25 protein-coding genes are annotated in these 25,742 nt (G+C 46.2%); 15 read left to right on the top strand and 10 right to left on the bottom strand.

Going from position 1 to position 25,742, the window contains the following annotated elements; genetic code table 11:
* Positions 1-86: 86 nt before the first annotated feature.
* Genes C7475_RS26895 through C7475_RS26885 form a run of 3 tightly spaced genes read left to right on the top strand, consistent with a single transcriptional unit; the run spans position 87 to position 1,597 of the window.
* Entirely contained in the window at positions 87-611 is a 525-nt protein-coding gene (locus C7475_RS26895) for a hypothetical protein (RefSeq protein ID WP_110056522.1), read from the top strand.
* Between the two features lie 38 nt (positions 612-649).
* Positions 650-1,156 (top strand): BON domain-containing protein, encoded by a 507-nt coding sequence (locus tag C7475_RS26890; RefSeq protein WP_110056521.1) that lies wholly within the window; start codon positions 650-652, stop codon positions 1,154-1,156.
* A gap of 18 nt (positions 1,157-1,174) precedes the next feature.
* Positions 1,175-1,597 (top strand): SH3 domain-containing protein, encoded by a 423-nt coding sequence (locus tag C7475_RS26885; protein WP_110056520.1) that lies wholly within the window; start codon positions 1,175-1,177, stop codon positions 1,595-1,597.
* Between the two features lie 685 nt (positions 1,598-2,282).
* Here C7475_RS26885 and C7475_RS26880 read toward each other — a convergent pair.
* On the bottom strand, positions 2,283-2,996 hold the full coding sequence (locus tag C7475_RS26880; RefSeq protein ID WP_110056519.1) for a hypothetical protein: 714 nt from the start codon (positions 2,994-2,996) through the stop codon (positions 2,283-2,285).
* A gap of 349 nt (positions 2,997-3,345) precedes the next feature.
* Between C7475_RS26880 and C7475_RS26875 the strand changes: the two genes are divergently transcribed.
* From C7475_RS26875 to C7475_RS26860, 4 genes are all read left to right on the top strand, one after another.
* Positions 3,346-3,705: a hypothetical protein gene (locus C7475_RS26875; RefSeq protein WP_146217662.1), complete on the top strand. Its 360-nt coding sequence runs from the start codon at positions 3,346-3,348 to the stop codon at positions 3,703-3,705.
* Positions 3,706-3,894: 189 nt separating this feature from the next.
* Positions 3,895-5,010, top strand: a complete 1,116-nt coding sequence (locus tag C7475_RS26870) for an efflux RND transporter periplasmic adaptor subunit (protein ID WP_110056517.1) — start codon at positions 3,895-3,897, stop codon at positions 5,008-5,010.
* 103 nt (positions 5,011-5,113) lie between these two features.
* A complete protein-coding gene (locus C7475_RS26865; protein ID WP_110056516.1) occupies positions 5,114-9,721 on the top strand; it encodes an efflux RND transporter permease subunit in 4,608 nt (1,535 codons plus the stop codon).
* A 150-nt stretch (positions 9,722-9,871) separates the two neighbouring features.
* Positions 9,872-11,458 (top strand): response regulator, encoded by a 1,587-nt coding sequence (locus C7475_RS26860; protein WP_110056515.1) that lies wholly within the window; start codon positions 9,872-9,874, stop codon positions 11,456-11,458.
* A gap of 2 nt (positions 11,459-11,460) precedes the next feature.
* Here C7475_RS26860 and C7475_RS26855 read toward each other — a convergent pair whose 3' ends face one another.
* Positions 11,461-12,045, bottom strand: coding sequence for a chemotaxis protein CheB (locus C7475_RS26855; RefSeq protein WP_110056514.1), 585 nt, complete (start codon positions 12,043-12,045; stop codon positions 11,461-11,463).
* Complete coding sequence (locus C7475_RS26850; protein WP_110056513.1) at positions 12,042-12,875, bottom strand: protein-glutamate O-methyltransferase CheR; 834 nt, start codon at positions 12,873-12,875, stop codon at positions 12,042-12,044. The genes C7475_RS26855 and C7475_RS26850 overlap by 4 nt, the downstream gene beginning before the upstream one ends.
* A gap of 241 nt (positions 12,876-13,116) precedes the next feature.
* Between C7475_RS26850 and C7475_RS26845 the strand changes: the two genes are divergently transcribed.
* Positions 13,117-13,929 (top strand): hypothetical protein, encoded by an 813-nt coding sequence (locus C7475_RS26845; protein WP_110056512.1) that lies wholly within the window; start codon positions 13,117-13,119, stop codon positions 13,927-13,929.
* Between the two features lie 157 nt (positions 13,930-14,086).
* On the opposite strand, the gene C7475_RS26840 is transcribed toward C7475_RS26845, so the two are convergent.
* The 4 genes from C7475_RS26840 to C7475_RS26825 form a co-directional block, all read right to left on the bottom strand.
* Complete coding sequence (locus tag C7475_RS26840) at positions 14,087-14,866, bottom strand: M57 family metalloprotease (protein ID WP_110056511.1); 780 nt, start codon at positions 14,864-14,866, stop codon at positions 14,087-14,089.
* Positions 14,867-15,060: 194 nt separating this feature from the next.
* The gene (locus tag C7475_RS26835; RefSeq protein WP_110056510.1) at positions 15,061-17,307 is read right to left on the bottom strand and encodes a cation:proton antiporter; all 2,247 of its coding nucleotides are present in this window, start codon (positions 17,305-17,307) and stop codon (positions 15,061-15,063) included.
* A 104-nt stretch (positions 17,308-17,411) separates the two neighbouring features.
* Positions 17,412-17,786, bottom strand: coding sequence for a hypothetical protein (locus tag C7475_RS32840; protein WP_146217661.1), 375 nt, complete (start codon positions 17,784-17,786; stop codon positions 17,412-17,414).
* 18 nt (positions 17,787-17,804) lie between these two features.
* Complete coding sequence (locus C7475_RS26825) at positions 17,805-18,257, bottom strand: MarR family winged helix-turn-helix transcriptional regulator (protein ID WP_110056508.1); 453 nt, start codon at positions 18,255-18,257, stop codon at positions 17,805-17,807.
* A gap of 162 nt (positions 18,258-18,419) precedes the next feature.
* Between C7475_RS26825 and C7475_RS26820 the strand changes: the two genes are divergently transcribed.
* From C7475_RS26820 to C7475_RS26805, 4 genes are all read left to right on the top strand, one after another.
* A complete protein-coding gene (locus tag C7475_RS26820) occupies positions 18,420-18,980 on the top strand; it encodes a YeeE/YedE family protein (RefSeq protein WP_110056507.1) in 561 nt (186 codons plus the stop codon).
* Between the two features lie 12 nt (positions 18,981-18,992).
* Positions 18,993-19,490, top strand: coding sequence for a YeeE/YedE family protein (locus tag C7475_RS26815; protein ID WP_110056506.1), 498 nt, complete (start codon positions 18,993-18,995; stop codon positions 19,488-19,490).
* Between the two features lie 368 nt (positions 19,491-19,858).
* Positions 19,859-20,641, top strand: coding sequence for an SDR family oxidoreductase (locus C7475_RS26810; protein ID WP_110056505.1), 783 nt, complete (start codon positions 19,859-19,861; stop codon positions 20,639-20,641).
* A 249-nt stretch (positions 20,642-20,890) separates the two neighbouring features.
* Positions 20,891-21,700, top strand: coding sequence for a phytanoyl-CoA dioxygenase family protein (locus C7475_RS26805; protein ID WP_110056504.1), 810 nt, complete (start codon positions 20,891-20,893; stop codon positions 21,698-21,700).
* A 54-nt stretch (positions 21,701-21,754) separates the two neighbouring features.
* Here the strand turns inward: C7475_RS26805 and C7475_RS26800 are convergent, their stop codons facing one another.
* Positions 21,755-22,147 carry a helix-turn-helix domain-containing protein gene (locus C7475_RS26800; protein ID WP_110056503.1) on the bottom strand — a complete coding sequence of 131 codons (393 nt, stop codon included), beginning with the start codon at positions 22,145-22,147 and terminating at the stop codon, positions 21,755-21,757.
* Positions 22,148-22,416: 269 nt separating this feature from the next.
* Here C7475_RS26800 and C7475_RS26795 point away from each other — a divergent pair, with 269 nt between their 5' ends.
* From C7475_RS26795 to C7475_RS26785, 3 genes are read left to right on the top strand one after another with little or no spacing between them, the layout of a single operon-like run.
* Positions 22,417-22,989, top strand: coding sequence for a YceI family protein (locus tag C7475_RS26795; protein ID WP_110056502.1), 573 nt, complete (start codon positions 22,417-22,419; stop codon positions 22,987-22,989).
* Between the two features lie 8 nt (positions 22,990-22,997).
* A complete protein-coding gene (locus C7475_RS26790; protein WP_110056501.1) occupies positions 22,998-23,534 on the top strand; it encodes a YceI family protein in 537 nt (178 codons plus the stop codon).
* 16 nt (positions 23,535-23,550) lie between these two features.
* The gene (locus C7475_RS26785; RefSeq protein WP_110056500.1) at positions 23,551-23,952 is read left to right on the top strand and encodes a hypothetical protein; all 402 of its coding nucleotides are present in this window, start codon (positions 23,551-23,553) and stop codon (positions 23,950-23,952) included.
* A 71-nt stretch (positions 23,953-24,023) separates the two neighbouring features.
* Here the strand turns inward: C7475_RS26785 and C7475_RS26780 are convergent, their stop codons facing one another.
* Positions 24,024-25,388, bottom strand: coding sequence for an acyl-CoA dehydrogenase family protein (locus C7475_RS26780; protein WP_110056499.1), 1,365 nt, complete (start codon positions 25,386-25,388; stop codon positions 24,024-24,026).
* 46 nt (positions 25,389-25,434) lie between these two features.
* Positions 25,435-25,692 carry a hypothetical protein gene (locus tag C7475_RS26775; protein WP_110056498.1) on the bottom strand — a complete coding sequence of 86 codons (258 nt, stop codon included), beginning with the start codon at positions 25,690-25,692 and terminating at the stop codon, positions 25,435-25,437.
* Between the last annotated feature and the right edge of the window lie 50 nt (positions 25,693-25,742).

Raw genomic sequence — 25,742 nt, 5'->3', positions numbered from 1 at the left:
TTGCAGCGCCGGTGAACATTCCCATTGGTCAGGTTGTTATAAGGTTTCCTATCTTTATCGTTCTTATTACCTTATAAAACTCATTTATGCTTGAACAATTAACGCAACTCATTCAGCAAAGCGGTCTGCAATCTGTCATCAACAATCCGGAAGTCCCCAACGAGCACAATGATGCTGTGATTGCCGAGGCGCAGAACTCCATTCTCTCCACTTTCGGTCAGCTGAATGCCAATGGTGAAACACAACAGGTAAATGACGCCCTTGATTCTGCTGATCATCCTGTTACACAAAACATACAACAGAACTTTGCCGGCAACATCATGGAAAAGTTTGGCATCAATAGTGCTACTGCTACTAGCATTGCTGCAACGCTGATCCCAACTGTTCTGAATGCCATCAAAGGTGGTGGCGTACAAGGCGGTGGTGGTGTAGGCAACGGCTTTAATATCCAGGATATCTTATCGTCCCTCGGAGGTTCTAACTTCGGTAGCGGTGGTTTTGGCAGTGGTAATATCCAGAGCTCTATCAATAATATTGGTGGCAAACTGGGACTTGACAAAGACGGCGACGGTGATGTTGATCTGAACGACATTACAAAGATGTTCAGGTAATTATCAGATGGAACTTTTAACCATTCCAATCAATAATTATGAGAAACAAACAATTGAGCACTATTCTCCTCTGCGTGGTATTTGCATCTATGGTAGCCTGTAAAGGAAAACCAAGCGACACACAGATCCAGGCAAAAGTTACGGAACAGTTAAGCACAATGCCAGAAGTGACTGCTGATGTCAAAGACGGTGTTGTAACCCTTGCAGGTAATGTAGCTGACGATGCCACTAAGGCTTCTGCTGAAGCATCAGTGAAATCGACAGAAGGTGTGAAGAGCGTTGTCAACAACATTATGGTAACGCCATCTGCTCCGCCTCCACCACCAGCAACTGACAGTACTGCTGTTGTCAATACCGCTGATGATGCGCTCCGTACCGGCGTTACGAACATCTCCAAAGATTTTCCCGGTGCTGACATTAAAGTTGACGCGGGTGTTATCACGGTTACGGGCCAACTTTCTGCTGCTAAATGGAAAACATTAAAACAGGCTTTGGATGCTTTGAATCCGAAGAAAGTTGATGCTTCAGGTCTTACTGTAAAATAACCTTCTAAATCACTGTTTATGTCATTACAGGACAAATACAAGGAACTGATAGATACAGCCAGATCTGCGGGCACCGGTAATCTCCAGGTGAATGAACAGGAAGGCGTATTACATATCAGCGGCGATGCGCCCAGCGGTGCTGTTAAAGATAATCTCTGGAATATCTACGGGAAGATCGATCCGAATTTTCTCAGCGGCGATGTTGTTATGGACATCAAAGTAGCGACAGCTGTTGAGGGGGCTAAACTGGAAGTTGTTACTCAATCGTCCAATCTCAATGTACGGAAAGGTCCGGGGGTTGATCAGCCTATCATTGGTAAAGCTGCGCATGCGGAGATCGTTACGCTGATCAGCAAGCATAGTGATGAATGGTGGTTGATCCGTACGAAGGCTGGTGAAGAAGGATATGCGCATTCGCAATATCTCAAGCCGGTTGAATGATAGTTATTTTTTAATGTTTTTAAAGGCGAACGGTTTATGCTGTTCGCCTTTTTATTTTATCTGTCCATGGATTGATGCGTTTGGATTAGGTTATGTTGGGGCCTATGCGGGCGGTTCAGTAGGGACTGCGGGCTGTACTCCTTTTCGAGCACTAAGGATTGAGCTTTATCAAGCGTATGGGCTTTGGGAATTCCATTTAACCCCTATCAATCGTATAGAGGCTCTCCAAGGACTAAGGCCCGCAGTCTCCTCTGAAACCGCCCGCTGCTTAGAGGCTCCCAAGAAATAGGTGGACGCCCAATTTTCATCTGCTATACATAATATCATAGTTTAAGTTTAACGCAAGTCCAATCGTCTCAATATATCTTCATAATAAAGCTAAATGCACGTGATAGCCTCTAAAGCTATAGTCAATAATTAAGCGAATGCCTATACCAGATGCCGGATTGAGGTGGAGACTGAGGGCATTAGCCCTTGTAGAGCCCCTATACGATTGATAGGGGTTTAATAAAGATCCTAAAGCCAATCCGCTTGATGATGCTCAATAGTACGTGCTCGAAGAGGGGTACAGCCCGAAGTCCCACCTCAATCCGCGAAGGTCTTAAGAGAGCAGACATCAAGAAACCCTTCAAGAATTTCACATATGCAATAAGAAAGGCCCTAACCACAGCAGGTTACTACGACCTTACTTCGCTTCTTTCAGCATGTACCCATTCGCCTGTTTCTTCAAACCATACTTGATCGTACGCTTACCACCAGATGGCTTGCTGTCAAGATCACCATCCTCATAGACAGGGTAACTACGGACGATCTGCCGTTGTTGTATATAAAAAGAATCCCGTCCGCGATAACCCTTTGGAGCTGCAGCATTCACATCGCCTGGCAAAATGCTGAACGCCTTATTGTTAATATAAGTTACTCCATACACGCTACCGGTAGCGTCGGTACCAGTAGAAGTGGTGAACAGATAGATTTCCGGGTTCTTATCATTATCGAGATCTTCGATGGATGTTTTCAGCAGCGTTCCCTTCACATCACGGATCACTGTGCTGTCAGCTTTTGAAGAGTCTCCTTTAAGATCGGATGCAGCAATTGTGATAGAACGGCCGGTACCGTCTCCTTTGGAGACAATAGCATATTTGTGATCTTTAAAACGGAGCGTTCCGGAAACGGGCTCCGTTCCACCCTTTCTCACGTTTGACTCCTCCTCGCCCGCTGCCATTGCACTCCCGGCATTCGCAGTACCACCAGCAGCATTCTCGCTCGGGTTTGCTGCTGCACTTTGTGAGGCCTCTTCCTGTATAGCGCTGGAAGAGTCTGCATCGATATCCTTATTACTCTTCATGGGCGAATTACACGCGATGCCGAATATCAGCAGGAAACAAATGATGGGTTTCATACTTTCTCTTTTTATTTTTTTTAAATCTCAGAATGAAGCTTATCAGTCTCATAATGTTAACACGGTGAAAATAAAACAAGGAGCATGCCGAATACATGGCATGGACCGGCCTCTTACCTGTCTGCTGACTTATCTTGTGCGTTATCGGCTGGGTTATCTAGTGGTTTATCCTATGGCTTGAAATTATAAACAGATGTTAATTTTTTACCGTTCGTCAAATCGTTATTTGATTTAGCCACTTCCGTTTTTATCTTTGCGGTTCCAACTGGAGTGCGAAATTAACATGGTAAAAACGAACAGGCATATAATACGCAGGTTTTTACTGTACATCCTGCTGTTATGCGGCTTGATGGCAGGCCAGCATGCCGTGGTACAAGCCAAGTCGCTAAAACAGGGCAAAACGCTTTGTTTTGAACGCCTTTTCGATCATGAAACGATCCATATCCCCTATATCGATAATGGCGATACCAGTTTGGACGAAGAGGAAGATATACAGCTCATCCTACGGGTAAAAAAAGTACCGCGCAAGAGACGGTATTATATTACCAGCAATTCGCAGTCTTCCGGTTATACCACACGCCTATTACAAATACAATATAATCACGACTTCTATATACCTATCAGGGAAAATAAGACTGGTGTGTATAAGCAGCAACATGCTTTTCTGCCGGCATACTACAGTTTCCTGTCAAGGTATACGCCCTTCTGAATAGTTTCACCTGTATTAGTAGTTATCTGATAATCTGAGCTACTAATACTATAAACGCAAACCCGTTTTCATTACTATACACATGCAGCTGCAATCGCTGACGGCAATTCATTGTCTGTCGGCCGGTACTGCATGTATTAAACAACCAGGACCGTTCATTACGGTTCTGCAAAACTATTCACTCCTATCATGCGAACGTTTTCAAAGATCAACATACTGGCAATGAGCATTGCCCTGGGGGGATGCATTACCCGGGGAGAAAAAATCAACAATCAAAACGAGATACAAACATTTCCCGTGCTGCAGCTTTCATCCTCTGATACTGTGCTGCACAGGAATTATGTGGCGGATATAGAAGCGGTACGTAATGTGGAGATTCGTGCCCGCGTGAATGGGTTCCTCAACAAGATCTATGTAGACGAAGGACAACACGTGCAGCAGGGACAGCTGCTTTTTTCACTCAATGATGAAGAATACCGCTCTGAGCTCGCCAAAGCCAAAGCGGCTCTTAGCAGTGCTATCGCAGAAGCAAAAGGTGCACAACTTGAATTAGACCGTGTGCAGCTGCTGGTGGCAAAGAAGGTCATTGCGCAAAGTGAACAGGAAGTAGCTAAAGCCAGACTGGCAGCGGCAAATGCAAGAATTGAAGAGGCCAGATCAGCCGAAAGCAATGCTGCGACAAGATTGTCATACACTGTTATCCGCGCTCCTTTTGAGGGATATATAGACAGGATACCATCCAAAGCCGGAAGCCTGATCGGCGAAGGCGCTTTGCTCACTTCCGTATCAGACATTAAAGAGGTGTACGCTTACTTCAACGTGTCGGAAACCGAATACCTGCAACATAAGCGGGCACAGGCTACGACAGAGCATCCACAGGTGCATCTCATACTGGCGGATGGAACAGACTATTCCTATCCGGGAAAAGTAGAAACAGTAGAAAGTGAATTTGAAGAAACGACCGGCTCTATTGCCTTCAGGGCTAAGTTCCCGAATCCGAAAGGATTACTGAAACACGGCGCCAGTGGCAAGGTGTTGCTGAACAATGATCTGCCGGGAGCTATACTGCTGCCGCAGAAGGCTGTATTCGAAATGCAGGACAAAAATTATGTATTCATCCTGGATGCAACAAACCAGGTAAAGATGAAAAACTTCATACCAGGCCCGCGACTGGCAAAATGTTATGTGGTGCAGTCAGGTCTGAATGCCGGCGACAGAGTAGTATACGAAGGTGTACGTAATCTGCGTGACGGCATGAAGATCAATCCTGCTATCATAACGCTGGACAGTATTAAGGGGTTATAGCACTGCGGGGACATCATGCGGTGTTTTGGATGTACAGCGTGCAGCTGTTCTGAGAACGCATGCTTATAGCGGAGGTTAGTTTTTTCATCTTTATTACATTTTTATGTTTGATACTTTTATAAAGCGGCCTGTGTTGTCGCTGGTGATCTCATTGATCATCGTTCTGCTTGGGTTGCTTGCTTTATTTACATTACCTGTTACACAATTCCCTGACATCGTTCCTCCATCGGTAACGGTGACGGCCAAATATACCGGTGCGAATGCAGAGGTGTGCGCGAAGGCAGTGGCTACTCCGCTGGAACGTGCTATCAACGGTGTGCCGGGCATGACGTATATGTCGTCCGTATCGAGTAACAACGGTATAACGCTGATACAGGTTTTCTTTAATGTAGGTACCGACCCTGACCAGGCGGCGGTGAACGTACAGAACCGCGTGGCCACGATCATTGACGAGCTGCCGGAAGAAGTAATTAAGGCAGGTGTGACGACGGAGAAGGAAGTAAACAGTATGTTGTTATATCTCAACGTAATGAGTGAAGACAGCACACTGAATGAACAATTCATCTACAATTTTGCCGATATCAATGTATTGCAGGAGTTGAAGAGGATTGACGGGGTAGGTTTTGCCGAGATCATGGGGGCAAAGGAATACGCCATGCGTGTGTGGCTGAAGCCCGATCGTATGCTGGCATATCAGTTATCTGCGGATGAAGTGATAAACGGTATACGCAAACAGAATATTGAGGCGGCTCCGGGTAAAACAGGTGAAAGTGCGGATAATGATCCGCAGGTATTACAGTATGTATTACGTTATACGGGCAAATTCTTTGAGCCTTCACAATATGAGAATATTATTTTAAGAGCTAATCCGGATGGATCTGTGCTGCGATTGAAAGATGTGGCTGATGTAACTTTTGGTGCGCTCAGTTACGGCATGGTATCGAAGACAGACGGAAAGCCTTCTGCTTCTATCATGCTGAAGCAACGTCCCGGTTCCAATGCACAGGACGTGATCACCAATGTGAAAAAGCGGATGGCGGAATTAAAGGCCAGCTCTTTTCCTCCGGGGATGAGCTACAACTTCAACTATGATGTATCCCGGTTCCTGGACGCCTCTATTCATGAGGTATTAAGAACATTGATAGAGGCCTTCATACTGGTATTTATCGTAGTGTTCCTTTTCCTGCAGGATTTCAGGTCTACCCTGATCCCCGCGCTGGCAGTACCTGTGGCACTGATAGGAACATTGTGTTTTATGCAGCTGATGGGCTTTTCCATTAACCTCCTAACATTATTTGCGTTAGTATTGGCCATTGGTATAGTGGTGGACAATGCCATTGTTGTTGTGGAAGCCGTCCACGTAAAGATGCAGGAAACGCATCTGGCGGCCTTACCGGCAACACTGGCGGCTATGAAAGAGATCAGTGGGGCGATCGTTGCCATTACACTGGTAATGTCGGCGGTATTCGTACCCGTGGCCTTCCTTTCGGGTCCTGTAGGGGTATTTTACAGGCAGTTCTCACTGACGCTGGCAATAGCCATCGTGATATCGGGTATCAATGCGGTAACCCTCACTCCTGCGCTTTGTGCCCTTATGTTGCGTCATACGCATGATGCAGGCAAGCCCCGGAACCTGCTGCAGCGTTTCTTTGATAAGTTCAACTACAGATATAATAAAACAGAAAAAGGTTATTCCCGCCTTGTGGGTTATATAGCAGGCCGGCGTATGATCACTGTGATCATGCTGATCGTGTTCTTCATAGCCACCTGGGGGATCAGTGCGGTATTACCGGGAGGTTTTATTCCTTCGGAAGACCAGGGGATGATCTATGTGAATGTGACCACACCTGCCGGCGCTACAGTAGCGCGTACAGAAGCGGTGCTGGACGAGGTGCAGAAGATCGCTTCACGGCTGGAGGAAGCAGAGTCGGTTTCCACACTGGCAGGCTTCAGCCTTGTGAATGACGTGGCGGGCGCTTCTTACGGCATGGGGATGATCAACCTGAAGCCCTGGGAAGAAAGGAAACGTTCTGTGAAAGAGATCATTGCAGCGCTGGAGAAGGACAGTAAGATCATTTCAGATGCCAGTATAGAATTCTTCCCTCCTCCCACTGTACCGGGCTTCGGTAACTCGAGCGGGTTTGAGTTGCGTGTACTGGATAAATCAGGTAGCGGCGATCTTCAGCAGACGGCGGAAGTGACCAACAAGTTTATTGCGGCACTGAAAGGCCGTCCGGAGATAGGAAGTGCCTTTACAAGTTTCGACCCTGAGTTCCCGCAATATATGATCCACGTAGATCAGGCTATGGCGGCTCAGAAAGGCGTTAGTATAGAGAATGCGATGTCGACCCTTCAAACACTGCTCGGCAGCTTCTATGCGTCTAATTTTATCCGTTTTGGGCAGATGTATAAAGTGATGGTCCAGGCATCTCCCCGTTACCGTACCAAACCGGAAGACGTCATGCATTTATATGTGAAGAACGACATGGGTGAGATGGTACCTTTCTCCAATTTTATCAGAATGGAAAGAGTGTACGGTCCGGAACAGCTGACGCGATACAACATGTATACGGCGGCGATGATCAACGGTGACGCTGCTCCTGGTTTCAGTAGTGGTGATGCGATCAATGCTATCAACGAAGTGGCCAAACAGGCATTGCCCCGTGGTTATAGTTTTGAATGGAGCGGCATGACGCGTGAGCAGATATTGTCAGGCAACCAGGCCATCTACATTTTCGGGCTCTGTCTCCTGTTCGTATACCTGCTGCTGGCCGCACAGTATGAAAGCTTCCTGTTACCGCTGCCGGTGATCCTTTCATTACCGGCCGGGATCTTCGGGGCATTCTTAACGTTAAAACTGGCAGGGCTGGAAAACAATATTTATGCCCAGGTGGCATTGGTGATGCTGATAGGATTGTTGGGTAAGAACGCCATCCTGATCGTAGAGTTTGCGATACAAAGGAACAAACAGGGATTGTCTGTACTGGAAGCGGCAAAAGAAGGAGCCGTGTCCCGTTTAAGGCCGATCCTGATGACCTCTTTTGCGTTCATAGCAGGTCTTATCCCGCTTTGTATTGCAGACGGCGCCGGTGCTATGGGTAACCGTTCCATCGGAACAGCGGCCGCCGGAGGGATGTTGATAGGTACTGTTTTCGGGGTTGTGATCATTCCGGGACTATATGTTTTATTTGCGACTGTGCGTAAAAGGACGGCAAAGCCTAAAGGTATGAAGCAGCCTGTAAGCGTTATGACCGTGCTGTTGGCAACCGGATTGGTGGCAGGGGTGTTACAGGGTTGCTACTCGCCGGCGAAACTTACCTTACCCGAAGGGCCAAAAACGCCCGCTGCATTTGATACCACGCAAACGGACAACGGTAATAAAAGTGTTAGCGCTAGTGACAGTTCCGGTATCGGTGCTTTGAGCTATAAACAGTTCTTTACGGACCCGCTGTTGCTGCAATTGCTGGACACAGCTTTGGCACATAATACGGACATGCTGTTGGCCACACAGCGAATGGAAACGGCAAAGGCACAGCTGATGGCGGCCAGCCGTGCATGGCAACCGGAGGTGAATATTGCCCTGAGTGCCGGTGTTGATCGCTGGGGCGACTATACCCTGAACGGCGTGGGTAATTACGATACCAATCTATCTCCCAATATCAGCGACAAACAGCGCATACCTGGACCTACACCTGATTACTTTGCAGGCTTACGCAGCTCCTGGGAGATTGACCTCTGGGGGAAAATGCGCAGCCGTAAACAGGCGGCTATGCTGCGCTTCCTGGCCAGCGACCAGGGACGTCAGCTGATCACCACACAACTGATAGCGCAGGTAGCGGGTATGTATTATCAGCTGATGGTACTGGATTACGAACAGGAAGTGATACAAAGCAATATCGTCCTGCAGGAATCGGCACTGGCTACGGTACAGATACAACAGGAAGCAGGCAGGGCCACGCTATTAGCAGTTCAGCAGTTCTCCGCCCAGTTACTGAATACGCGTAGTATGGCGTTAGGACTTAAGCAGCAGTCGCTCGAACTTGAAAACCAGCTGAATGCTTTACTGGGACGATTCCCACAGCCAGTCAGAAGGAATGACTCGCTGCTTTCGGCCCCGTTGCCTCCTTTTGCGCAGATCGGGGTACCGGCCACTATGCTGGCCCGCAGACCAGACATTCAACAGGCTACATTGGAGCTGGCGGCAGCAAAGGCAGACGTGAAAGCGGCGCGTGCGGCATTCCTGCCCTCGCTGAACATTACGCCGTATGTGGGTTTCAACTCCTTTAATGCGGGTTTACTGTTCAATACTCCGGCCTCCCTGGCCTATGGCGTATTAGGCGGCATATCGGCTCCGCTGCTCAATAAAAGACAGCTACAGTCACAGTATAATATTAGTACGGCGGCAGGGATGACGGCCTTTTATCAATACCGTCAGATGGTCATCAACGGCTACCAGGAGGTGATCACAGCGCTGGGACAACTGAAGAATGGTCAGGAAGCTTATACGCTGAAAGAAGCAGAGGTACAGATGCTGAAGGATGGGGTTTCCACCGCGAATGATCTCTATGCTACAGGCTATGCCAACTACCTGGAGGTGATCACCGCACAGAAAAGCGTACTCGAGGCCGAGTTGGCACTTGCGGGTAACAAAAAAGAATTGTTCCTGGGAACGATCTCTTTGTATCGCGCACTGGGCGGAGGCAGACAGTAATAATTAAAGCTATCCTAATATAGTGCGGATGCAGGATATACGAATAAGGCAACAGATATTCGTACATTCGCGCATCCGCACTTTTACATGATAAAAGTTTGGACGGAACGATTTTTGAGGTATCCCTATGGCCAATTACATTACAAAAGAATGATATTAATCGTAGATGATAAACCGGAGAACATCTTATCCCTCAGGAAGATTCTAGAACTGCACGACTTCGAAGTTGATACGGCATCCTCCGGTGAAGAAGCGTTGAAGAAAATTCTCAGGAATAATTATGCGCTTATCATACTGGATGTACAGATGCCCAGCATGGACGGTTTTGAAGTAGCGGAGACGATATCCGGTTATAGCAAGGCAAAGGATGTTCCTATCCTGTTTTTGTCTGCCGTCAATAAAGATAAAAAATTCATTGCCAAAGGATATGCATCCGGAGGCCTGGACTACATTACTAAACCAGTAGATCCGGACATTCTGCTCATGAAGGTGAAGACCTTTATCAGGCTTTATGAACAGAACCGGCAACTACAGGAGATGCACGCCTCCCTTCGGAAAGAAGTGGAAGTGCGTAAAAATGCACAGGCTGCGCTGAATGTCAAAGTGCAGGAACAACATTCCATTCTCGAATCACTTCCCCAGGTAGCTTTTACGGCCAGCGCAGACGGCGTAATCGAGTATGCTAACCGCCACTGGTTCCACTACTCTCCTTCCCTTACACAGTTTCCTCTTACATACGACCATGAGCAGCAGCAAATGCCGGTATGGGAGAATGCCATTAAGGCGGGACTACCGTTGGAAAAGGAAGTTTACCTCCATCACCGCCAGCACAATCATTACCGCTGTCACCTGTTAAGGGCTATTCCACTGGAAGAAGAAGGACGTATTGTAAAGTGGGTAGGCACGTTCACAGATATTGCTCATCAGAAACAGGCCAATGAAATACTGGAACAAAGAGTGGTGGAACGTACCCACGAGCTCCAGGAAATGAACCAGGCGCTTGAAGCCAGCAACCACGAACTGCAACAGTTTGCGTCTGTCGCTTCCCACGACCTGAAAGAGCCGCTGCGGAAGATCCAGTTATTCGGTACTATCCTGCGCGACCGGCATCTCCTTTCTAATACGGAGGCACTGCAATATATGGAACGCATCGTCAGCTCGTCTGCACGCATGACGCGGCTGATCAATGACCTGTTGCAATATTCAAGGTTGTCTGCTGACGTACCTTTTGAGGAAGTGGACATCAATGCCATCATCCGGGAGATACTGGCTGACCTGGAATTGTCTGTCAGGGATGCCTGTGCCGAGATCACCACCAGTAATTTTCCGATCGTGGAAGCCATTCCCGGCCAGATCCGCCAGGCCTTGCAGAACATTATCAGCAATGCGCTGAAGTTCACGCGTCCCGGTGTGGCGCCTTGCATCAACATTCATGCAGAACGGGTACTGGAGAAAGAGTTTTTTAGCCAGGCGACAGATGACGGCCCTTATTGCCGGATCACTATCAACGACAATGGGATAGGCTTTAATGAGATGTATCTGCCGAAGATCTTCACACTGTTTCAGCGACTGCACGGTAGTGATGTTTATGAAGGAACGGGTATCGGACTGGCCATCGCGAAAAAAGTAATAGAAAGACATCAGGGAATTATCGGGGCCACCAGTAAGGAGAACGAGGGGGCTACCTTTATCATGGTATTGCCAGTGGCACAGCCCCGGCAGGGAGAGTTGAATTAAGTTCAGACGACACGGTTATCGTCGTTCAGGCTTTTCACAAAAGCGATCATTTCCCCGATCCTGAATACTTTGTCAACCTTCACGATGTTAATAGCATGTCTTGGCATAAAGGAAACTTCTGCAGTATCAGGGTCCTGCACAGCAGTAAAACCTCCTAACTCCTGAACGGTCTGTAATCCTTCCGCGCCATCTACATTTGCGCCTGATAATAACAAACACGATAAGCGGCTGCCGAACACTTCTGCGGCAGACATGAATGTAACATCTATGCTTGGGCGGCTGTAATGCACTTTCTCCGAGGCATCTAATGTAAGTGAACCGTCCGGCTCTATTAACAGATGGTAATCTGAAGGCGCTACATATATGCAACCAGCCGACAATATATCTTTCTCTTCGGCATCCTTTACAGACAGCGTTGTTTTAGTAGATAATAATTCTGATAACAGTGTATCACTATCCGTCCGCCGGTGTAGTACGATGATAACGGCCAGCGGCCATTCCGGCTTCAGTTCGGGCAGCAGTTGCATCAGCACGTCCAGGCTGCCTGCAGAGCCACCGATGACCAGCAATTTGGGAAGAGATGTCATGTTGCTATTTTTCTCCAGATCTTTTCCTTGTGTGCAATAGGCTTGAATAATGGGGCTACCGTGGTAAATCTCAGCGTTTCTTTTGCACCCAGGGCCAGGAAGCCCAGTTGCTCCAGGCTTTCACTGAACAGGTGTAGTACTTTATCCTGCAAGTCTTTATTAAAGTAAATGAGCACGTTCCTGCAAACGATCAGTTGAAATTCATTGAACGACCTGTCTGTCACCAGGTTGTGGGCCGCAAAGATGATCTTCTCCCGTAGCATATCTGAGAACTTAGCATATTCATAATTCGCTGCGTAGTAACGGGAAAACTCCTGCTGGCCGCCTGATAGCTGATAGTTCTGTGAATATTGCTGCATATACTGTAATGGGAAAATGCCTTTGCGGGCTTTCTCCAGTACACTCTCGTTGATATCTGTAGCGTAGATGACAGATTTATGCAGGAGGTTCAGTTCATGCAGCAGTATGGCGACGGAATAAACCTCTTCCCCGGTGGAACAGCCGGCATGCCATATTCGGATCAGGGGGTAAGTGGCCAGTACAGGAAGGATCTGCTTGCGGAGTTCCTGGAAGAAACCGGGATCTCTGAACATTTCCGTCACATTAACGGTGATCTGTTCCATGAGATATACCAGGTATTCCGGATCTGTTTTAACCCTGTACCGGAACTCGGCAAAACTGGGGAAACGGTCTGTAATGTATACGCGCTGCAGCCTGCGTTTCACAGATGCGAATGAATAATCAGTAAAGTCGTATCCATATTGCTCCAGTAAATCATTCAACAGTAGTAAGACATCCTCATCCTTTAAATGGCGCAGGTTCTCCATCATTGCGTATTTCGTTCTGTTTTTCCCGTTGTAAGATCGCAAAGTTTTCTGGCATTTCCATATCGCATTTCAATCTTCCGTCATATTGCATTATAAAGTTAAACGTCCCGTCCATACCGGCTCTGCAGTTAAAATCCAACGTAAATAGTACACACGAATACTACTTTATTCCTATCTTTAGGTAAGACCTTGTCAGCCGTTAGAAGATTTATTTTTTCGTTCCGTACCTAGCCAATGCCAACACATGCCACTTTTTAGTACCAAAGGACCACTTTGTGCGTTCTTCCTGTTGACGGCTTTCATTGCCGTTGCTTTTCGTCCCCTTAACAGCGATAAAGGCAGGTTACAGTTACGTGGTATTAATACAGCGACTAATAAAACTGTGATTTCCTATAATGAGGACAAAAGCATTGCAGAGCTGCTTACCATCTATAAAACAGCGGAAGGCAGTTATACAACGACGCGCATTCCGGTTTATAAGAATGGCAGGCTGATAAAAACATATATAACGGATGATGATGCCTCGCATGCACCGACCTTGTTCTCTTCTTTTGAATATTCGAAAAAGGGGAATATCAGGAGGATCATTTACTACCTGGATGGATTGGTAAACGGGTATGATTCGCTGGCATACAATGACAATGATCAGATCATTGCACGTTATTTTTTCAATAGTACACAGGATGGATCATCCTTCGAAAATAACAGTTGCCAGTTCTATACCTGGGACGAGAAAGGTAACATTGTTATGATCGAGAATATGGGGCGGGTAAACAGGAAACTTCCATTTACCATAAGTTCCATGACGACGTACACATACGATGATCATCCGAATGCACAGCAGCAGATAGCTGCATTGTGTTATCTCGTGGATATTACAGCAGCGAACCTGTCTGCAAATAACATAGTAACCGAAACGATCACGGCTGCTATCAGTAACAATAGCACCGTGAATCATTATTCATATACATACAATGAAGCGATGTATCCGACAAGGATCACCACAAGATATGCTGTGAATAATGAAATGACGGTGACAGAGCTGGAATGGAACTGACGGAAACGGTCATGTTAAAGGACATATTGTGCTGAAAATACGTGACTCCTACGGAGCCAGTTATGTGATAGATTGATATTGCTTGCCATCAATATGATCATATAACTGACCGTGGGAGTCACGTATTTTTTTTCAATGTTAACTGTTCTCCTCTTCCTTATTGAGGATAAATGATCTGAGTAGCCCTTACATCACCAGCCGTGAATCCAGCCCAGTTCAATACAAATGAGTTCATCACAGAATTGGCATCTACACTTGGCGTACCGGAAATGAATACACCCTGAGTCTGGTTAGTGTGATAGAAGCCGATAGTGTGGCCCAGTTCATGTGTGATCGCAAACAGTTTCTGACTGGCAGGCAGACTGTTGTAGTTACTGTTGATCTCAACACTTACGCCTGGTCTTCCGTTAGAAGTTGGCAGATAAGCACGTGCGATCCAGTTAGCGGATTCAAAGCCCATAAACACCCTGGTGTAAACACCTGAAGGGGAAGAGATGACAGACATACCCAACCTCGTACCGTTAACAGCATTCCAGTTGTTAACAGCGCCCGTAATAGCTGTTCTCCAGGCAGCAGGTACTGCAGGATCGATATACAGCCTTACGTTCGTGTTGTAGGTGTTGCTGATCAGATAAAGGCCTCTCCAGTGTTCACCGGAAGGAATACGGTCAGGATTAGCGTCGTTGGCTACGCGTTTTTCCACTTCCTCTTTTGAAATGAGCACGTCGCCATCCAGGATAAACTGATCACCTTTCAGAACGATCTTGTCCTTTTTAAATCCCTGTGTTTCCAGGTAGCTTACCAGTTTTTCAGTGTTGTCTTCAGCTTTAACGCCGGGCTTCGCGTTGTCTTTGCTGCAAGCAAACAGGAAGACTGGCAAAGTGAGAAGGAGAAAATAAATTTTGCGCAGATAGATTGTCTGGGTTTTCTTTTTCATTGGTTTTATTTTGAGGGTAAAAAAAGAGCTACGTACGCGGTGTATGTTCAATTTACAATAAAAAAATAATGCAAAAACAAATTATTACTATCACTGCTAAACGTAATTGCATCTGTGACCGGTCATCCTAAAACAAGACAGGACAAGCCTTTAAGACTTGTCCTGCTGCAAAGATATTGCGCCATCAGCGGTGTTTAATTAGCAAGCTGCTGCTCTTTAATAAATGCGTTCAGCTTCTTGCCACTGCCCGCGATCCATACGATATCTCCTTCCTGCAATTGCATATTTGACTCCGGATTTAATATCCTTCGTCCTTTCCTTTCCACGCCCAGCACGATTCCGCGGGTGCGTTCCCGTATGCCGAGCTCACGTATGGTCTTATCAGATAGACGTGAATGTTTACCTATCAGGAAGTGTTTCAAAGCGATCGGGTCCGCGTCTTGCGGCTGTGGCTCTACATCTGCGCCCGATGGTTCCAGGAAGCGGTTCAGCTTTTCCAGTTGTTCATCGGTACCAATTCCCGTGATAACATCACCAGGAAACAGGCGTTCATTTTTATCAGGTGCATAGAGCTTCTGTCCTCCTCTGTTGATTAACGCAATATTAATCCCGAAGTTCTCGCGTAAAGCTAATTCTAACAAAGTCTTGCCTGCCGCAGGTGAGAGCGGACGGATCTCAGCTACCGCCAGATGTGCATCCCAGGGGGCCAGTACAGACTTATTGAGCCCTCCTACTTTTGCATCGCGTGCATTGAAGTTGGAGAAGAAACGTTCCTCAATTGTCGTGTAGAAAGTCTGGACCTTGTGCCGCAATGCGAAGATCAGTAAGATGATAGCCATCGTAACCAATAAAGCAATAGACGGCGAGAAGAACCTGTCCATAAAGAACCCGATCAGGAACACCGCCAGCACGATCCTGGATAAACGCAGTAATAATAATGGGCCACGGTATTTCTTTTGCTCCCATATATTGGAGGATGCCTGGCTATTGATATTCCTTAACGCCAACGCCCAAAGGAAAGGCATCATCAATACCAATGTAATTACCGCACTGACTACACGTCCCCAGTTATAGCCGCCATTGAACCTGATCTCCACCAGTGGTAACAGATAATAATAAGATAAAAGTGTGATCGCCAGTATAACCACAGAATAGATGGTCATGTTGACGAAGTAAGACCTTAACAGCTGTTTCCAGTCGCTTACAACAGAAATGGTCTGCGCTGCTGCACTATACCTGTTTAAGGCTGTCTTCCAGCGATGAGGCAGCAATGCTGCTATTTTCTCATAGAAAGGTGCGGACAACCGGATCATATACGGTGTCGTGAAGGTGGTTACTGCCGACACGGCAACTGCCACCGGGTAAAGGAAGTCGCTGGTCACTTTCAAAGAAAGCCCCAATTGTGCGATGATAAAAGAGAACTCACCTATTTGTGCAAGGCTCATACCTGCCTGCACAGAAGTTTTTAGTGGTTGTCCTGAAAGCAGCGCACCGGTACAGGTGCTGAGCGTTTTACCCACCAGCGTAACCAATGTAATAATGGCCACGGGACCCGCATATTTTACCAGCATAGCCGGATCAATAAGCATCCCTACGGAGATAAAGAATACAGCGCCGAAAAGCTCCTTTACAGGTTTTACAAGATGTTCTATCTTTTCTGCCTGTGTGGTTTCCGCCAGGATAGACCCCATGATGAAAGCGCCTAATGCCGGAGAGAAACCAGCCTGGGTAGCCAGTACCACCATCAGCAGGCAAAGCCCGATAGCTGTCACCAGCAATGTCTCTTCATTCATCAGTTTCTTCGTTTTCCGCAACAGTGTGGGAATGAAGAAGATCCCGGTCACAAACCAGGCAATCAGAAAGAAGACAAGTTTTATAACGGAAGTGAGCATTTCTCCACCGGCAAACTGCTGACTGACAGCCAATGTGGACAAGAGTACCAGCAGCACAATAGCTACCAGGTCTTCCACTACCAGTATACCGAACACCAATCCGGCGAACTGTTGCCCTTTAATGCCCAGTTCTTCAAATGCACGGATGATGATGGTTGTAGAAGAAATAGATAAAATGCCGCCGAGGAAAATGCTGTCCATCGAAGACCAACCCATCAGTTGACCGATGAGGTAGCCTAGTAACAACATAAATACAACTTCGACGATAGCGGTGATCGAGGATGATCCTCCTACCTTGATCAGTTTTTTGAAACTGAACTCCAGTCCAAGACTGAATAAAAGAAATATGACCCCTATTTCAGACCATATCTTAATGTTAGCTTCATCTGAAACTGTAGGGAACAGGGACACATGTTGTCCCACCAGGAGGCCGGCCACAATATATCCTAGCACCAGGGGCTGCTTCAGTTTCTTAAAGATCAGTGTTGTAATAGCAGCCGCAATTAATATCAAAGCCAGGTCGGCAATCAAAGGTGGTAAATGTATCATCCGGTATTTCCAGTTTGAATGAGTTAATACTAATAAATAACGCGAAAGCGACTACGGATGTTAAATCGCAGCGCCAGGCAACAAACGTTTTATGATCAATAAACTCACCAGAAAATATGTTGGGGGTAGATAAGCGACCGGATGATCGCGTGCAGGTAAGGCAACAGGCGGGTGGCCTGTACCTTACTGGAGAATGTATTAATTCCTGCCAGGAAATGTTCCCGGCCGGTATCAGCGCCATCGGGCAGGTCTGTTTTAAAAGATGAGACGCCTGGCTGCTGATATGTGGTAATGATAGTTTCTACGGGGGACGGTCTTCCATGATGCCTCACCTGCCCGTCACACGACAATATTTTCAGGAATGGCCTGGTAACGAAAGGTGCGGTCCTGGCTCTATGACACCCTGTTATTGCTGCATTGACACTAAGCCCGCAGCAAAACAAAAAGATCAGAAAACACAGATGAGAAAGACTCCGCATGCGGACAAAGATATTTCTTTATCCCCGTATTTTATCCAGCAGATCGCTGAGAGAAGCGGCTTCTTCTTCTGTAATCCTGTCTGCCAGGTCCTCATAGAAGCTGTCCATCAGTACATCCACGTCCGACAGGAGCTTCAGGCCCTGAGGCGTAATGCTGATGTCCATTTTACGCCTGTTATGCGGACAAAGCCGGCGTTGCACATATTCGAGCTTCTCCAGTTTATCCAGCAGACGCGTCACATCACTGGCCTTATCCAGCATGACGTCTTTAATGTCACCGGCGGATACAGGTTCGGGATGACGTCCTTTTATGATCCGCAATGCATTGTAGTGTTGCGGTAACAATCCATGTTCTTTCAGGTTTGCACCAAGGGCGTCACGCAGCCAGTTACCTGTGAATAACAGGTTCACTACGATCTTGTGATAATCGTCCTTGAACTTGCGCTGATTGATAGCTTGTTCAATTCTCATACGCCAAAGATAAATAAATATGCGTGTTGCAACATATTTGCGTTTATGTATTCTTTTAACACCCTGTGGATATTTAAGATAATTGCTATACTTATATTTGTGCCACGCCCTATCTCTATTGCCTTACCAACCTTTTACAATTTATTTTGCAACATTATGTTTATGAGCACTCTAACCAATCCATGGCCATGGTATATAACAGGACCGCTTATCGGACTGATGGTTCCGCTACTATTACTGCTTGGCAATCGTCATTTCGGCATCTCTTCTAATCTCCGGCATATCTGCGCAGCTTGTCTGCCCGGCAAAGTACCATTCTTTTCCTATGACTGGAAGAAAGAATCCTGGAACCTTTTCTTTGCAGGCGGTATTATTATCGGCGGCTGTATAGCCGCTACATTACTGGCAGATAAAGGCCCTTCTTCAATACATCCGGCACTCGCAGCGGAAATGGCGGGATATGGTGTTACATATGTGAATACCACCCTACCGGCAGAGCTGTTCAACTGGCCGGCGCTGTTTACGCTGAAAGGTTTTCTGTTTATGGTAGCCGGCGGCTTCCTGGTGGGCTTCGGCACCCGCTACGCGGGCGGCTGCACATCAGGGCACGCCATTATGGGCCTTTCCAATTTACAGTGGCCTTCCCTGGTAGCTACCTGCTGTTTTATGGCCGGTGGTTTTATTATGGCCAATCTGATACTTCCTTTTATTCTGCACCTTTAATTTAAGCCTTCTATGCCATTATCATCCAATACAGATTTCGAGGTACAGAGCCTCGATACATCCACAGACACTAATCATACTGCAAAAAAAGCACCACTGTGGCGTCAGCTGCAATATCTGGCTACCGGTATTTTTTTCGGGATCGTGCTAATCAAATCTGAAGTGATTTCGTGGTTCCGGATACAGGAGATGTTCCGGTTGCAGTCTTTCCACATGTACGGGGTGATCGGATCGGCCGTGATCACAGGAATGATCGCCGTCGCGATCATCAAAAAGACCGGTGCCAGGACCATTTACGGAGAGCCTATCACCTTTCAACCCAAGTCCTTCAATAAAGGCCAGATCTATGGCGGACTGCTGTTCGGCTTTGGCTGGGCGCTGACAGGCGCATGTCCCGGACCGCTGTTTGCACAGATCGGGGCAGGTTTTACAGTTTCAATCGTTACGCTGGCCAGTGCCATACTAGGAACATGGGTTTATGGTCTGTTGAGGGATAAACTGCCTAAATAATCTGTTTTTCACCGGCAGACACTTTCTTATAGAAACTACTTGTTTAAACAACTATTAAAGCCGTCGATCCCAATGCTGGCAAGTGAAATGACCGATTAAACGATTACAAAGATGTTAATTTTTGGTTAACGGAAGGTGATTTCATACGTTAACCAGATAAAATATACCCTTTACCAAAATGAGAAAGTATGGTAAACTGACTCGATTATCTTTGGTATAGGTTTTTCATAGGATATGGTTAAAAAATTAAGGGCGGTATTCTTACCGCCCTTCCCTTTTTCCCCCCAGGCTTTTCTCTTACCCACGCCCTTCATATCTTCTTTCCACTTTATATGTTTATATTTAACGCTTTATAAAGATCGTTCAGGATGACATATGCACTTATAACGGGGGCCAGTAAGGGAATTGGTCTTTCGATGGCCCACGTACTTGCTTCCAGGAAATATAATCTGCTGCTCGTTGCCCGTTCAGCGGAAGAACTGGCAAAAGCTGCCAGCGAGTTGTCCGCCAGCTGGCAGATAAAGGTCGATTACCTGGCCCTGGACCTTTCCCTGCCTGATGCTCCGGAAAAAGTGTCTGAGTGGTGTAAATCGGCTAATTATGCTATTTCCGTACTGATCAACAATGCCGGTTATGCCGTATGGGGTAATTTCACGACCCGTAACCTGGATGAATCCCGCCAAATGATCCAGGTGAACGCAGAAACACCGGTCGCCCTGTGCTATTATATGCTCCCTCTTCTGCAGCAACAACCTCAATCTTATATCCTGAATGTTTCCAGTACGGCTGCCTATCAGGCCGTTCCCACACTGGCATTATATGCAGCCACCAAATCGTTCCTATTATTGTTCACCCGGGCATTACGCCGGGAATTGAAGTCGACCGGAGTGTCTGTGACCTGTCTCTCTCCCGGCCCCGTAAAAACCAATTTTATAAACCGGGCCGGCATGCAGGCCATACAGGAAACGGCAGACAAATACGGCATGATGCCGGATACGGTGGCCGAAATTGCCATCATGGGAATGTTCCGTAAAAAAGCCGAGATCATCCCCGGAGCATTAAATGCACTTTCTGTATTCCTTACTCGTATCGTACCAAAATCACTGGTAGAGAAGATTGCAGCAGATCTTTATAAAACTAAACAACGCTAAACACAATATTTTTTTATTTGGTAGAATTTCCTTTATCTTTATTCTACAAAATTAGTAGACTAACAACAATGAGTGCTAAGTTATTCATACTCCAGGTTTCTTCTTCCTTCTTCCCTATCAGCAAGGAATGTCCTTATTGTTGTTGCTAACATGCACGTTCTCTATTATATTTATAAGGAGATATATACGCGATTATCGCTTCCTGGATCCAGTCATTAACAGCTTACATTATTAAACCTACGCTTTATCATGTCTGCAACTTACACTACGTTTACGTTAGGCAATACGCTTACCGAAGAACAAAAAGCATTTTTTGAGGAGCATGGCTATATCCACTTCTCAGGTTTCCTGTCGCCGGAAGAAGTACAGGAAATTGTTTCCGCATCTGAGGATGTTCAGCAAAGATGGATTGCTAACAAAACAGAAAAAGTAAATGGCGTCCCTGTAAAATATGGCAAAGACCTTGACGGTCAGCCGATCGTACAACGTTTCGCATTTTTAAACCAGCATACAAGAGTGCTTTCTGACCTTCTGAAGGATGAAAGAATGCAGGCCTTGCTGCAATTAATAGGCCCTGGCGCCCGTATCGGGGAGAATGAAAAAGACGGGATGGTACTGAATCACTACGTGAACGGCCCTGAAAGTACCTTCACTAAAATGGGATGGCATACCGATGGCCTACGTGATATTTTCCTCGGCGGTAAACTGAACCCAATGTTGAATGTCGGTATTCACCTCAGTACATTACTTCCGGAAAATGGCGGTCTGCGTATTATCCCCGGTACACACAGGCAAGGTATTCTCAGCATGTTGTTCCGCAAGAAATACTTCATCGGCCATAAACCTGATAAAAATGAACTGGCGATCATTCCTAAAGCAGGAGATCTTACGGTACATGACGGACGCTTATGGCATCGTGTTGCAAAATCAAATGTTATCGGTGAGGCAAGCCGCAGAAGAGTGATCTATGTACCGATCATTGCCGGCAAGTACGAGCCCAAGCACGAAAATAGCCCTACCTTACTTTATCAGCGCCTGGCAGGAGTTATTCTGAAATAACATGAGGTGGTGTATCATATTGTTGATGACGGATCAATGGTCCGTCATCTTTCATTAATAAGCACTCTTGCTTTGCTGTTTCTCTTCAAATCTCTTCCTGTTCTCCGTGATGGTCTGCATATTGGCCTGTCCCCAGGCTGTAAGCTGCTCTATATGCGGTACCAGACTTTTACCCAACTCAGAGAGCTCATATTCTACTCTTGGTGGTATTTCGGGATAGAAATGCCTGGTGATCAGTCCATCCGATTCAAGTGAGCGCAACGTCACTGTCAGCATCTTCTGAGAAATGTCCCCTATCGTCTGTGCTATCTCGCTAAAACGGAGCTTTCCCTCGTGTGATAACAGTTCTACTATCAGAATAGACCATTTATCTCCGAACCTGTCCAGCACCTGCCGGATGGGACAAGACTCTGACACCCAACCGCTCCTTCCATTTTTTTTAATCATAACAAATTGATTTCCACGATCGTTACTAAAAGGTTAGTAGGTTGCTGCCGCGAAACGTTCTTGTTTTCCAACAACCCACCCCATACCTTTGGCTTTCTAAAAGAAAGTAACTCTCTACTAGGAATAAAATTATCACAAATATTTAAGATAATGAGAAAATGTAAATAACGTAAAACATTAACCTAGTTTAAGATTTCTGTCACGATATATGTTGAAACATCTATAATCAGAAAAAAGATATAATTTCGATTTACTAAACAAGAGCAAACATGAAAAAAATCACAATCATCGCCTCCTTATTGGCCCTTTCAGCAACCACATTTGCACAGACTACCTGGACTGTAGACAAAGTTCACTCAAGACTTGGTTATAGCGTGTCTCACATGACCGTTTCTGAGCAGGAAGGTAACTTTAAATCTTACGAAGTAAAGATCACCACTACCAAAGACGATTTCTCTGACGCTTCTTTCGATGTATCTATTGATGTAGCTAGTATCAACACTGAAAATGAAATGCGTGACAAGCACCTGAAGAGTGCAGACTTCTTCGATGCTGAGAAAAATCCTACCATCACTTTCAAGAGCACTTCTTTCAAGAAAGTAAGCGGTAAACAATACAAACTGGCTGGTAACCTGACCCTGAACGGCGTAACTAAACCAGTTGTTCTGAATGCTGTTTACAATGGTACAGTAGAGAATCCAATGAGCAAAAAACCAGTTGCTGGTTTCACTATCACTGGTGCCATCAAACGTGCTGACTTCGGCTTCGCATCTTCTATGCCAGCTGCAGTTCTGGGTGAAACTATCAACCTGAGAGCAAGTGGTGAATTCGCTAAACAATAAGTAAGGCAATGAAGAAATTAATTATATTTTCATCAACACTGCTGCTCACAGCAGCAGTGTTTGCCTTCGCCGTTGCAGCGCAGGCCTGGAACATCAATGGCAAGTATAATATCACCTTTTCCAGCAATGCTGTAAGTGGTATATTCAAAACCTTTAAAGGGACCATTGCGTTCGACGAGAAGAATCTCGCAGCTTCCAATTTCAACGTGACTGTAGATGTTGCGTCCATCAATACCGGTAACGCCCTGCAGAATAAACATGCTAAAAGCGACGAATGGTTTGATGCAGCTAAATATCCTGAGATCAAATACGCTTCCAAAAAGATCGTAAAAACAGCTACCGGCTACCAGGTAACCGGTGATCTCGAAATTCATGGTATTAAGAAGGAATTCTCTATTCCTTTCACCTTTAAACCTGCTGGTAATGGTGCTACCTTTAATGGTACATTCAAAGTAAACCGTAACGATTTCCATATCGGCAAACCAGGTGGTGATGTTGAAGACGTGATCAATGTTACTGTTGCGGTACCTGTGGTTAAGGCTTAATCCTTAAATCTCTTATATGCTTAAAAAATTATTGCTGCTCGCATTGCTGGCGGTATTGGTAGGGGTTCTTTCAGGCATTGCATCGCTTGTTTATCAGAAGCTGTATATTGAAACTGTGGGAGAAGGGTTTGTAAACATCGCCAGTACAGCAAACATTATGAAGGCATGTTTGCTAGGTGCATTTGCTGCTGCTATCGGTTATTTCCTGCTTAGCCTTGTGCTGAAAGGAAAAACTGAAATGGTGTTCAACATACTGTTTGTTGTTCTTTCAATTGCAAGTATTCTGCAACCGATCAAATTTATGCTGCCGCTGGAACAGGAATCACCGGAACTATTCCCCGGACTGGCAGTGCCTATGCACTTCTTTCCGGCGCTCGGATGGTTTGCACTGAGACCTTTCTTTGGCAAATCGATCTAAACTGTACACAGATCCCTTATAAAGAAAACGCCCCTGACGGAGCGTTTTTTTTATATCTGTGGATGTCTTGCTTATACAAATGCACTGAACCCCGTAATAGCCCGGCCTACTATCAGTGAGTTGATCTCTTTTGTTCCTTCATAGGAATAAATGGCCTCTGCATCCGCTACAAAGCGCGCTACATTGTACTCCAGCAATATCCCGTTCCCTCCCATTACTTCACGGGCGCCTCTTACCACATCACGTGTCCTTAAGGAACAGAATACTTTCGCAATAGATGCATGTTCATCTGCCAGCAATCCCTGGTCCTGCAGTTCAGACAAGCGATATACCATCGTCTGCATAGCTGTCAGGTTAGATAACATTTCCACCAGATGGTCCTGTATGAGCTGGAAAGAAGCGATCGCCTTACCAAACTGTTTCCTTTGTAAGGTATATGCCAAGGCATTCTCGTAGGCGCCACGGGCACATCCCACAGCCAGCCATGCCACTCCTGCACGGGTCATACGTAGCACTTTCGCCGTATCTTTGAACGAATTGGCGTGCTCCAGCCGGTCCTTCTCTTCCACTACACAATCTTTCAGCGTGATCAGCCCATTCTGTACAATGCGGAGGGCCATTTTACCGTGCATCTTCTCCACACTGAAACCAGGCGTGCCTTTCCTCAACAGGAACCCTTTCACCTGGCTATCGTCCACATCTCTTGCCCAGATAACCAATACGTCGGCAAAAGTGGCATTGCCTATCCATTTCTTCTGACCGTTCAATACCCAGGTATCTCCTACCCGTTTTACCGTGGTGGTTAATCCGCCGGCAGCCCCAGAACCAACTTCCGGTTCTGTAAGACCGAACGCCCCTATCTTCTTCAATTGCTGCATATCCGGCAGCCATTCCTTTTTCTGGGCTTCTGATCCCAACAGGTAAATAGACCCCATGGCGAGCCCGCTCTGCACACCGAAAAAGGTGGCCATAGAGCAGTCTACACGGGCAATCTCCATTGTTACAATACCCTCCATCGGGAAAGACTTATTAGGCCCGCCATATCCCTCGTACGTTGATCCGCAGATGTTCAGTGCGGCCAGTTTAGGCAACAACTCATATGGAAATTCTGCTTTCATCCAGTATTCGTTAACAACGGGCTGGATCTCCTGTTCCATAAATGCTCTTACCTGCATCTGAAGCGCTCTGTCCTCAGGACTTAACATGCTGCTGAGATCATAGAAATCTCCGTTTACGGGCGGCAGCTCTTTTTTACGTCCCCCTCCGCTGCTTTGCAGCATTTTCATTAAACCGGATAATTGTTGGTCATTCATCTTGCCAACCGTCGCCATAACCTGGGGCAGGTCGATCTTCTCTGATAAACGTCCTAACTGGTCAAAATCAATGTTCTTCAGCAAGTGAAATGCCTGCCTGATGGTGGATAATTTAACTGCCATGGGATAGATTTAGTACAGTAAATTAGCCAAAACTGTCAAATGTTACTCACTCCACCTGGAATAATAATTTCGTTGAATCGGCAGCCAGACGGATATGCGATATCTCCTGTTCTACCTTTTCAGCTACACTTTTACGGGCAAACAGATTGTACGGAAAACGTAACCAGATCTTGAATTTAATAGCAGGTTCTTCATTATCAAGCCTGTAACCAAATTTAATTTCCCTGATCTTACTCCTTCCCAGGGCATTGGTAAGATGACGGACCACTTCCGTCGGGTTGTCCAAAGTTGTGAATTCTTGCATGATACGGCTTAGGTTTAAACTCCTCTAAAAAGGCATTTTCAATAAAAAAA

This window comes from Chitinophaga sp. S165 (assembly GCF_003182155.1).
GTDB lineage: Bacteria > Bacteroidota > Bacteroidia > Chitinophagales > Chitinophagaceae > Chitinophaga.
This window is presented reverse-complemented; position numbering and strand designations above follow the sequence as displayed.

Bases quoted from the DNA above. Each gene is read 5' to 3' on its own strand.
- C7475_RS26795 (WP_110056502.1), top strand. From the start codon at position 22,417: ATGAAAAAAATCACAATCATCGCCTCCTTATTGGCCCTTTCAGCAACC.
- C7475_RS26870 (WP_110056517.1), top strand. From the start codon at position 3,895: ATGCGAACGTTTTCAAAGATCAACATACTGGCAATGAGCATTGCCCTG.
- C7475_RS26820 (WP_110056507.1), top strand. From the start codon at position 18,420: ATGAGCACTCTAACCAATCCATGGCCATGGTATATAACAGGACCGCTT.
- C7475_RS26890 (WP_110056521.1), top strand. From the start codon at position 650: ATGAGAAACAAACAATTGAGCACTATTCTCCTCTGCGTGGTATTTGCA.
- C7475_RS32840 (WP_146217661.1), bottom strand. From the start codon at position 17,786: ATGCGGAGTCTTTCTCATCTGTGTTTTCTGATCTTTTTGTTTTGCTGC.
- C7475_RS26845 (WP_110056512.1), top strand. From the start codon at position 13,117: ATGCCACTTTTTAGTACCAAAGGACCACTTTGTGCGTTCTTCCTGTTG.
- C7475_RS26855 (WP_110056514.1), bottom strand. From the start codon at position 12,045: ATGACATCTCTTCCCAAATTGCTGGTCATCGGTGGCTCTGCAGGCAGC.
- C7475_RS26865 (WP_110056516.1), top strand. From the start codon at position 5,114: ATGTTTGATACTTTTATAAAGCGGCCTGTGTTGTCGCTGGTGATCTCA.
- C7475_RS26895 (WP_110056522.1), top strand. From the start codon at position 87: ATGCTTGAACAATTAACGCAACTCATTCAGCAAAGCGGTCTGCAATCT.
- C7475_RS26880 (WP_110056519.1), bottom strand. From the start codon at position 2,996: ATGAAACCCATCATTTGTTTCCTGCTGATATTCGGCATCGCGTGTAAT.
- C7475_RS26885 (WP_110056520.1), top strand. From the start codon at position 1,175: ATGTCATTACAGGACAAATACAAGGAACTGATAGATACAGCCAGATCT.
- C7475_RS26810 (WP_110056505.1), top strand. From the start codon at position 19,859: ATGACATATGCACTTATAACGGGGGCCAGTAAGGGAATTGGTCTTTCG.
- C7475_RS26860 (WP_110056515.1), top strand. From the start codon at position 9,872: ATGATATTAATCGTAGATGATAAACCGGAGAACATCTTATCCCTCAGG.
- C7475_RS26805 (WP_110056504.1), top strand. From the start codon at position 20,891: ATGTCTGCAACTTACACTACGTTTACGTTAGGCAATACGCTTACCGAA.
- C7475_RS26775 (WP_110056498.1), bottom strand. From the start codon at position 25,692: ATGCAAGAATTCACAACTTTGGACAACCCGACGGAAGTGGTCCGTCAT.
- C7475_RS26780 (WP_110056499.1), bottom strand. From the start codon at position 25,388: ATGGCAGTTAAATTATCCACCATCAGGCAGGCATTTCACTTGCTGAAG.
- C7475_RS26875 (WP_146217662.1), top strand. From the start codon at position 3,346: ATGGCAGGCCAGCATGCCGTGGTACAAGCCAAGTCGCTAAAACAGGGC.
- C7475_RS26850 (WP_110056513.1), bottom strand. From the start codon at position 12,875: ATGATGGAGAACCTGCGCCATTTAAAGGATGAGGATGTCTTACTACTG.
- C7475_RS26815 (WP_110056506.1), top strand. From the start codon at position 18,993: ATGCCATTATCATCCAATACAGATTTCGAGGTACAGAGCCTCGATACA.
- C7475_RS26840 (WP_110056511.1), bottom strand. From the start codon at position 14,866: ATGAAAAAGAAAACCCAGACAATCTATCTGCGCAAAATTTATTTTCTC.
- C7475_RS26790 (WP_110056501.1), top strand. From the start codon at position 22,998: ATGAAGAAATTAATTATATTTTCATCAACACTGCTGCTCACAGCAGCA.
- C7475_RS26785 (WP_110056500.1), top strand. From the start codon at position 23,551: ATGCTTAAAAAATTATTGCTGCTCGCATTGCTGGCGGTATTGGTAGGG.
- C7475_RS26835 (WP_110056510.1), bottom strand. From the start codon at position 17,307: ATGATACATTTACCACCTTTGATTGCCGACCTGGCTTTGATATTAATT.
- C7475_RS26800 (WP_110056503.1), bottom strand. From the start codon at position 22,147: ATGATTAAAAAAAATGGAAGGAGCGGTTGGGTGTCAGAGTCTTGTCCC.
- C7475_RS26825 (WP_110056508.1), bottom strand. From the start codon at position 18,257: ATGAGAATTGAACAAGCTATCAATCAGCGCAAGTTCAAGGACGATTAT.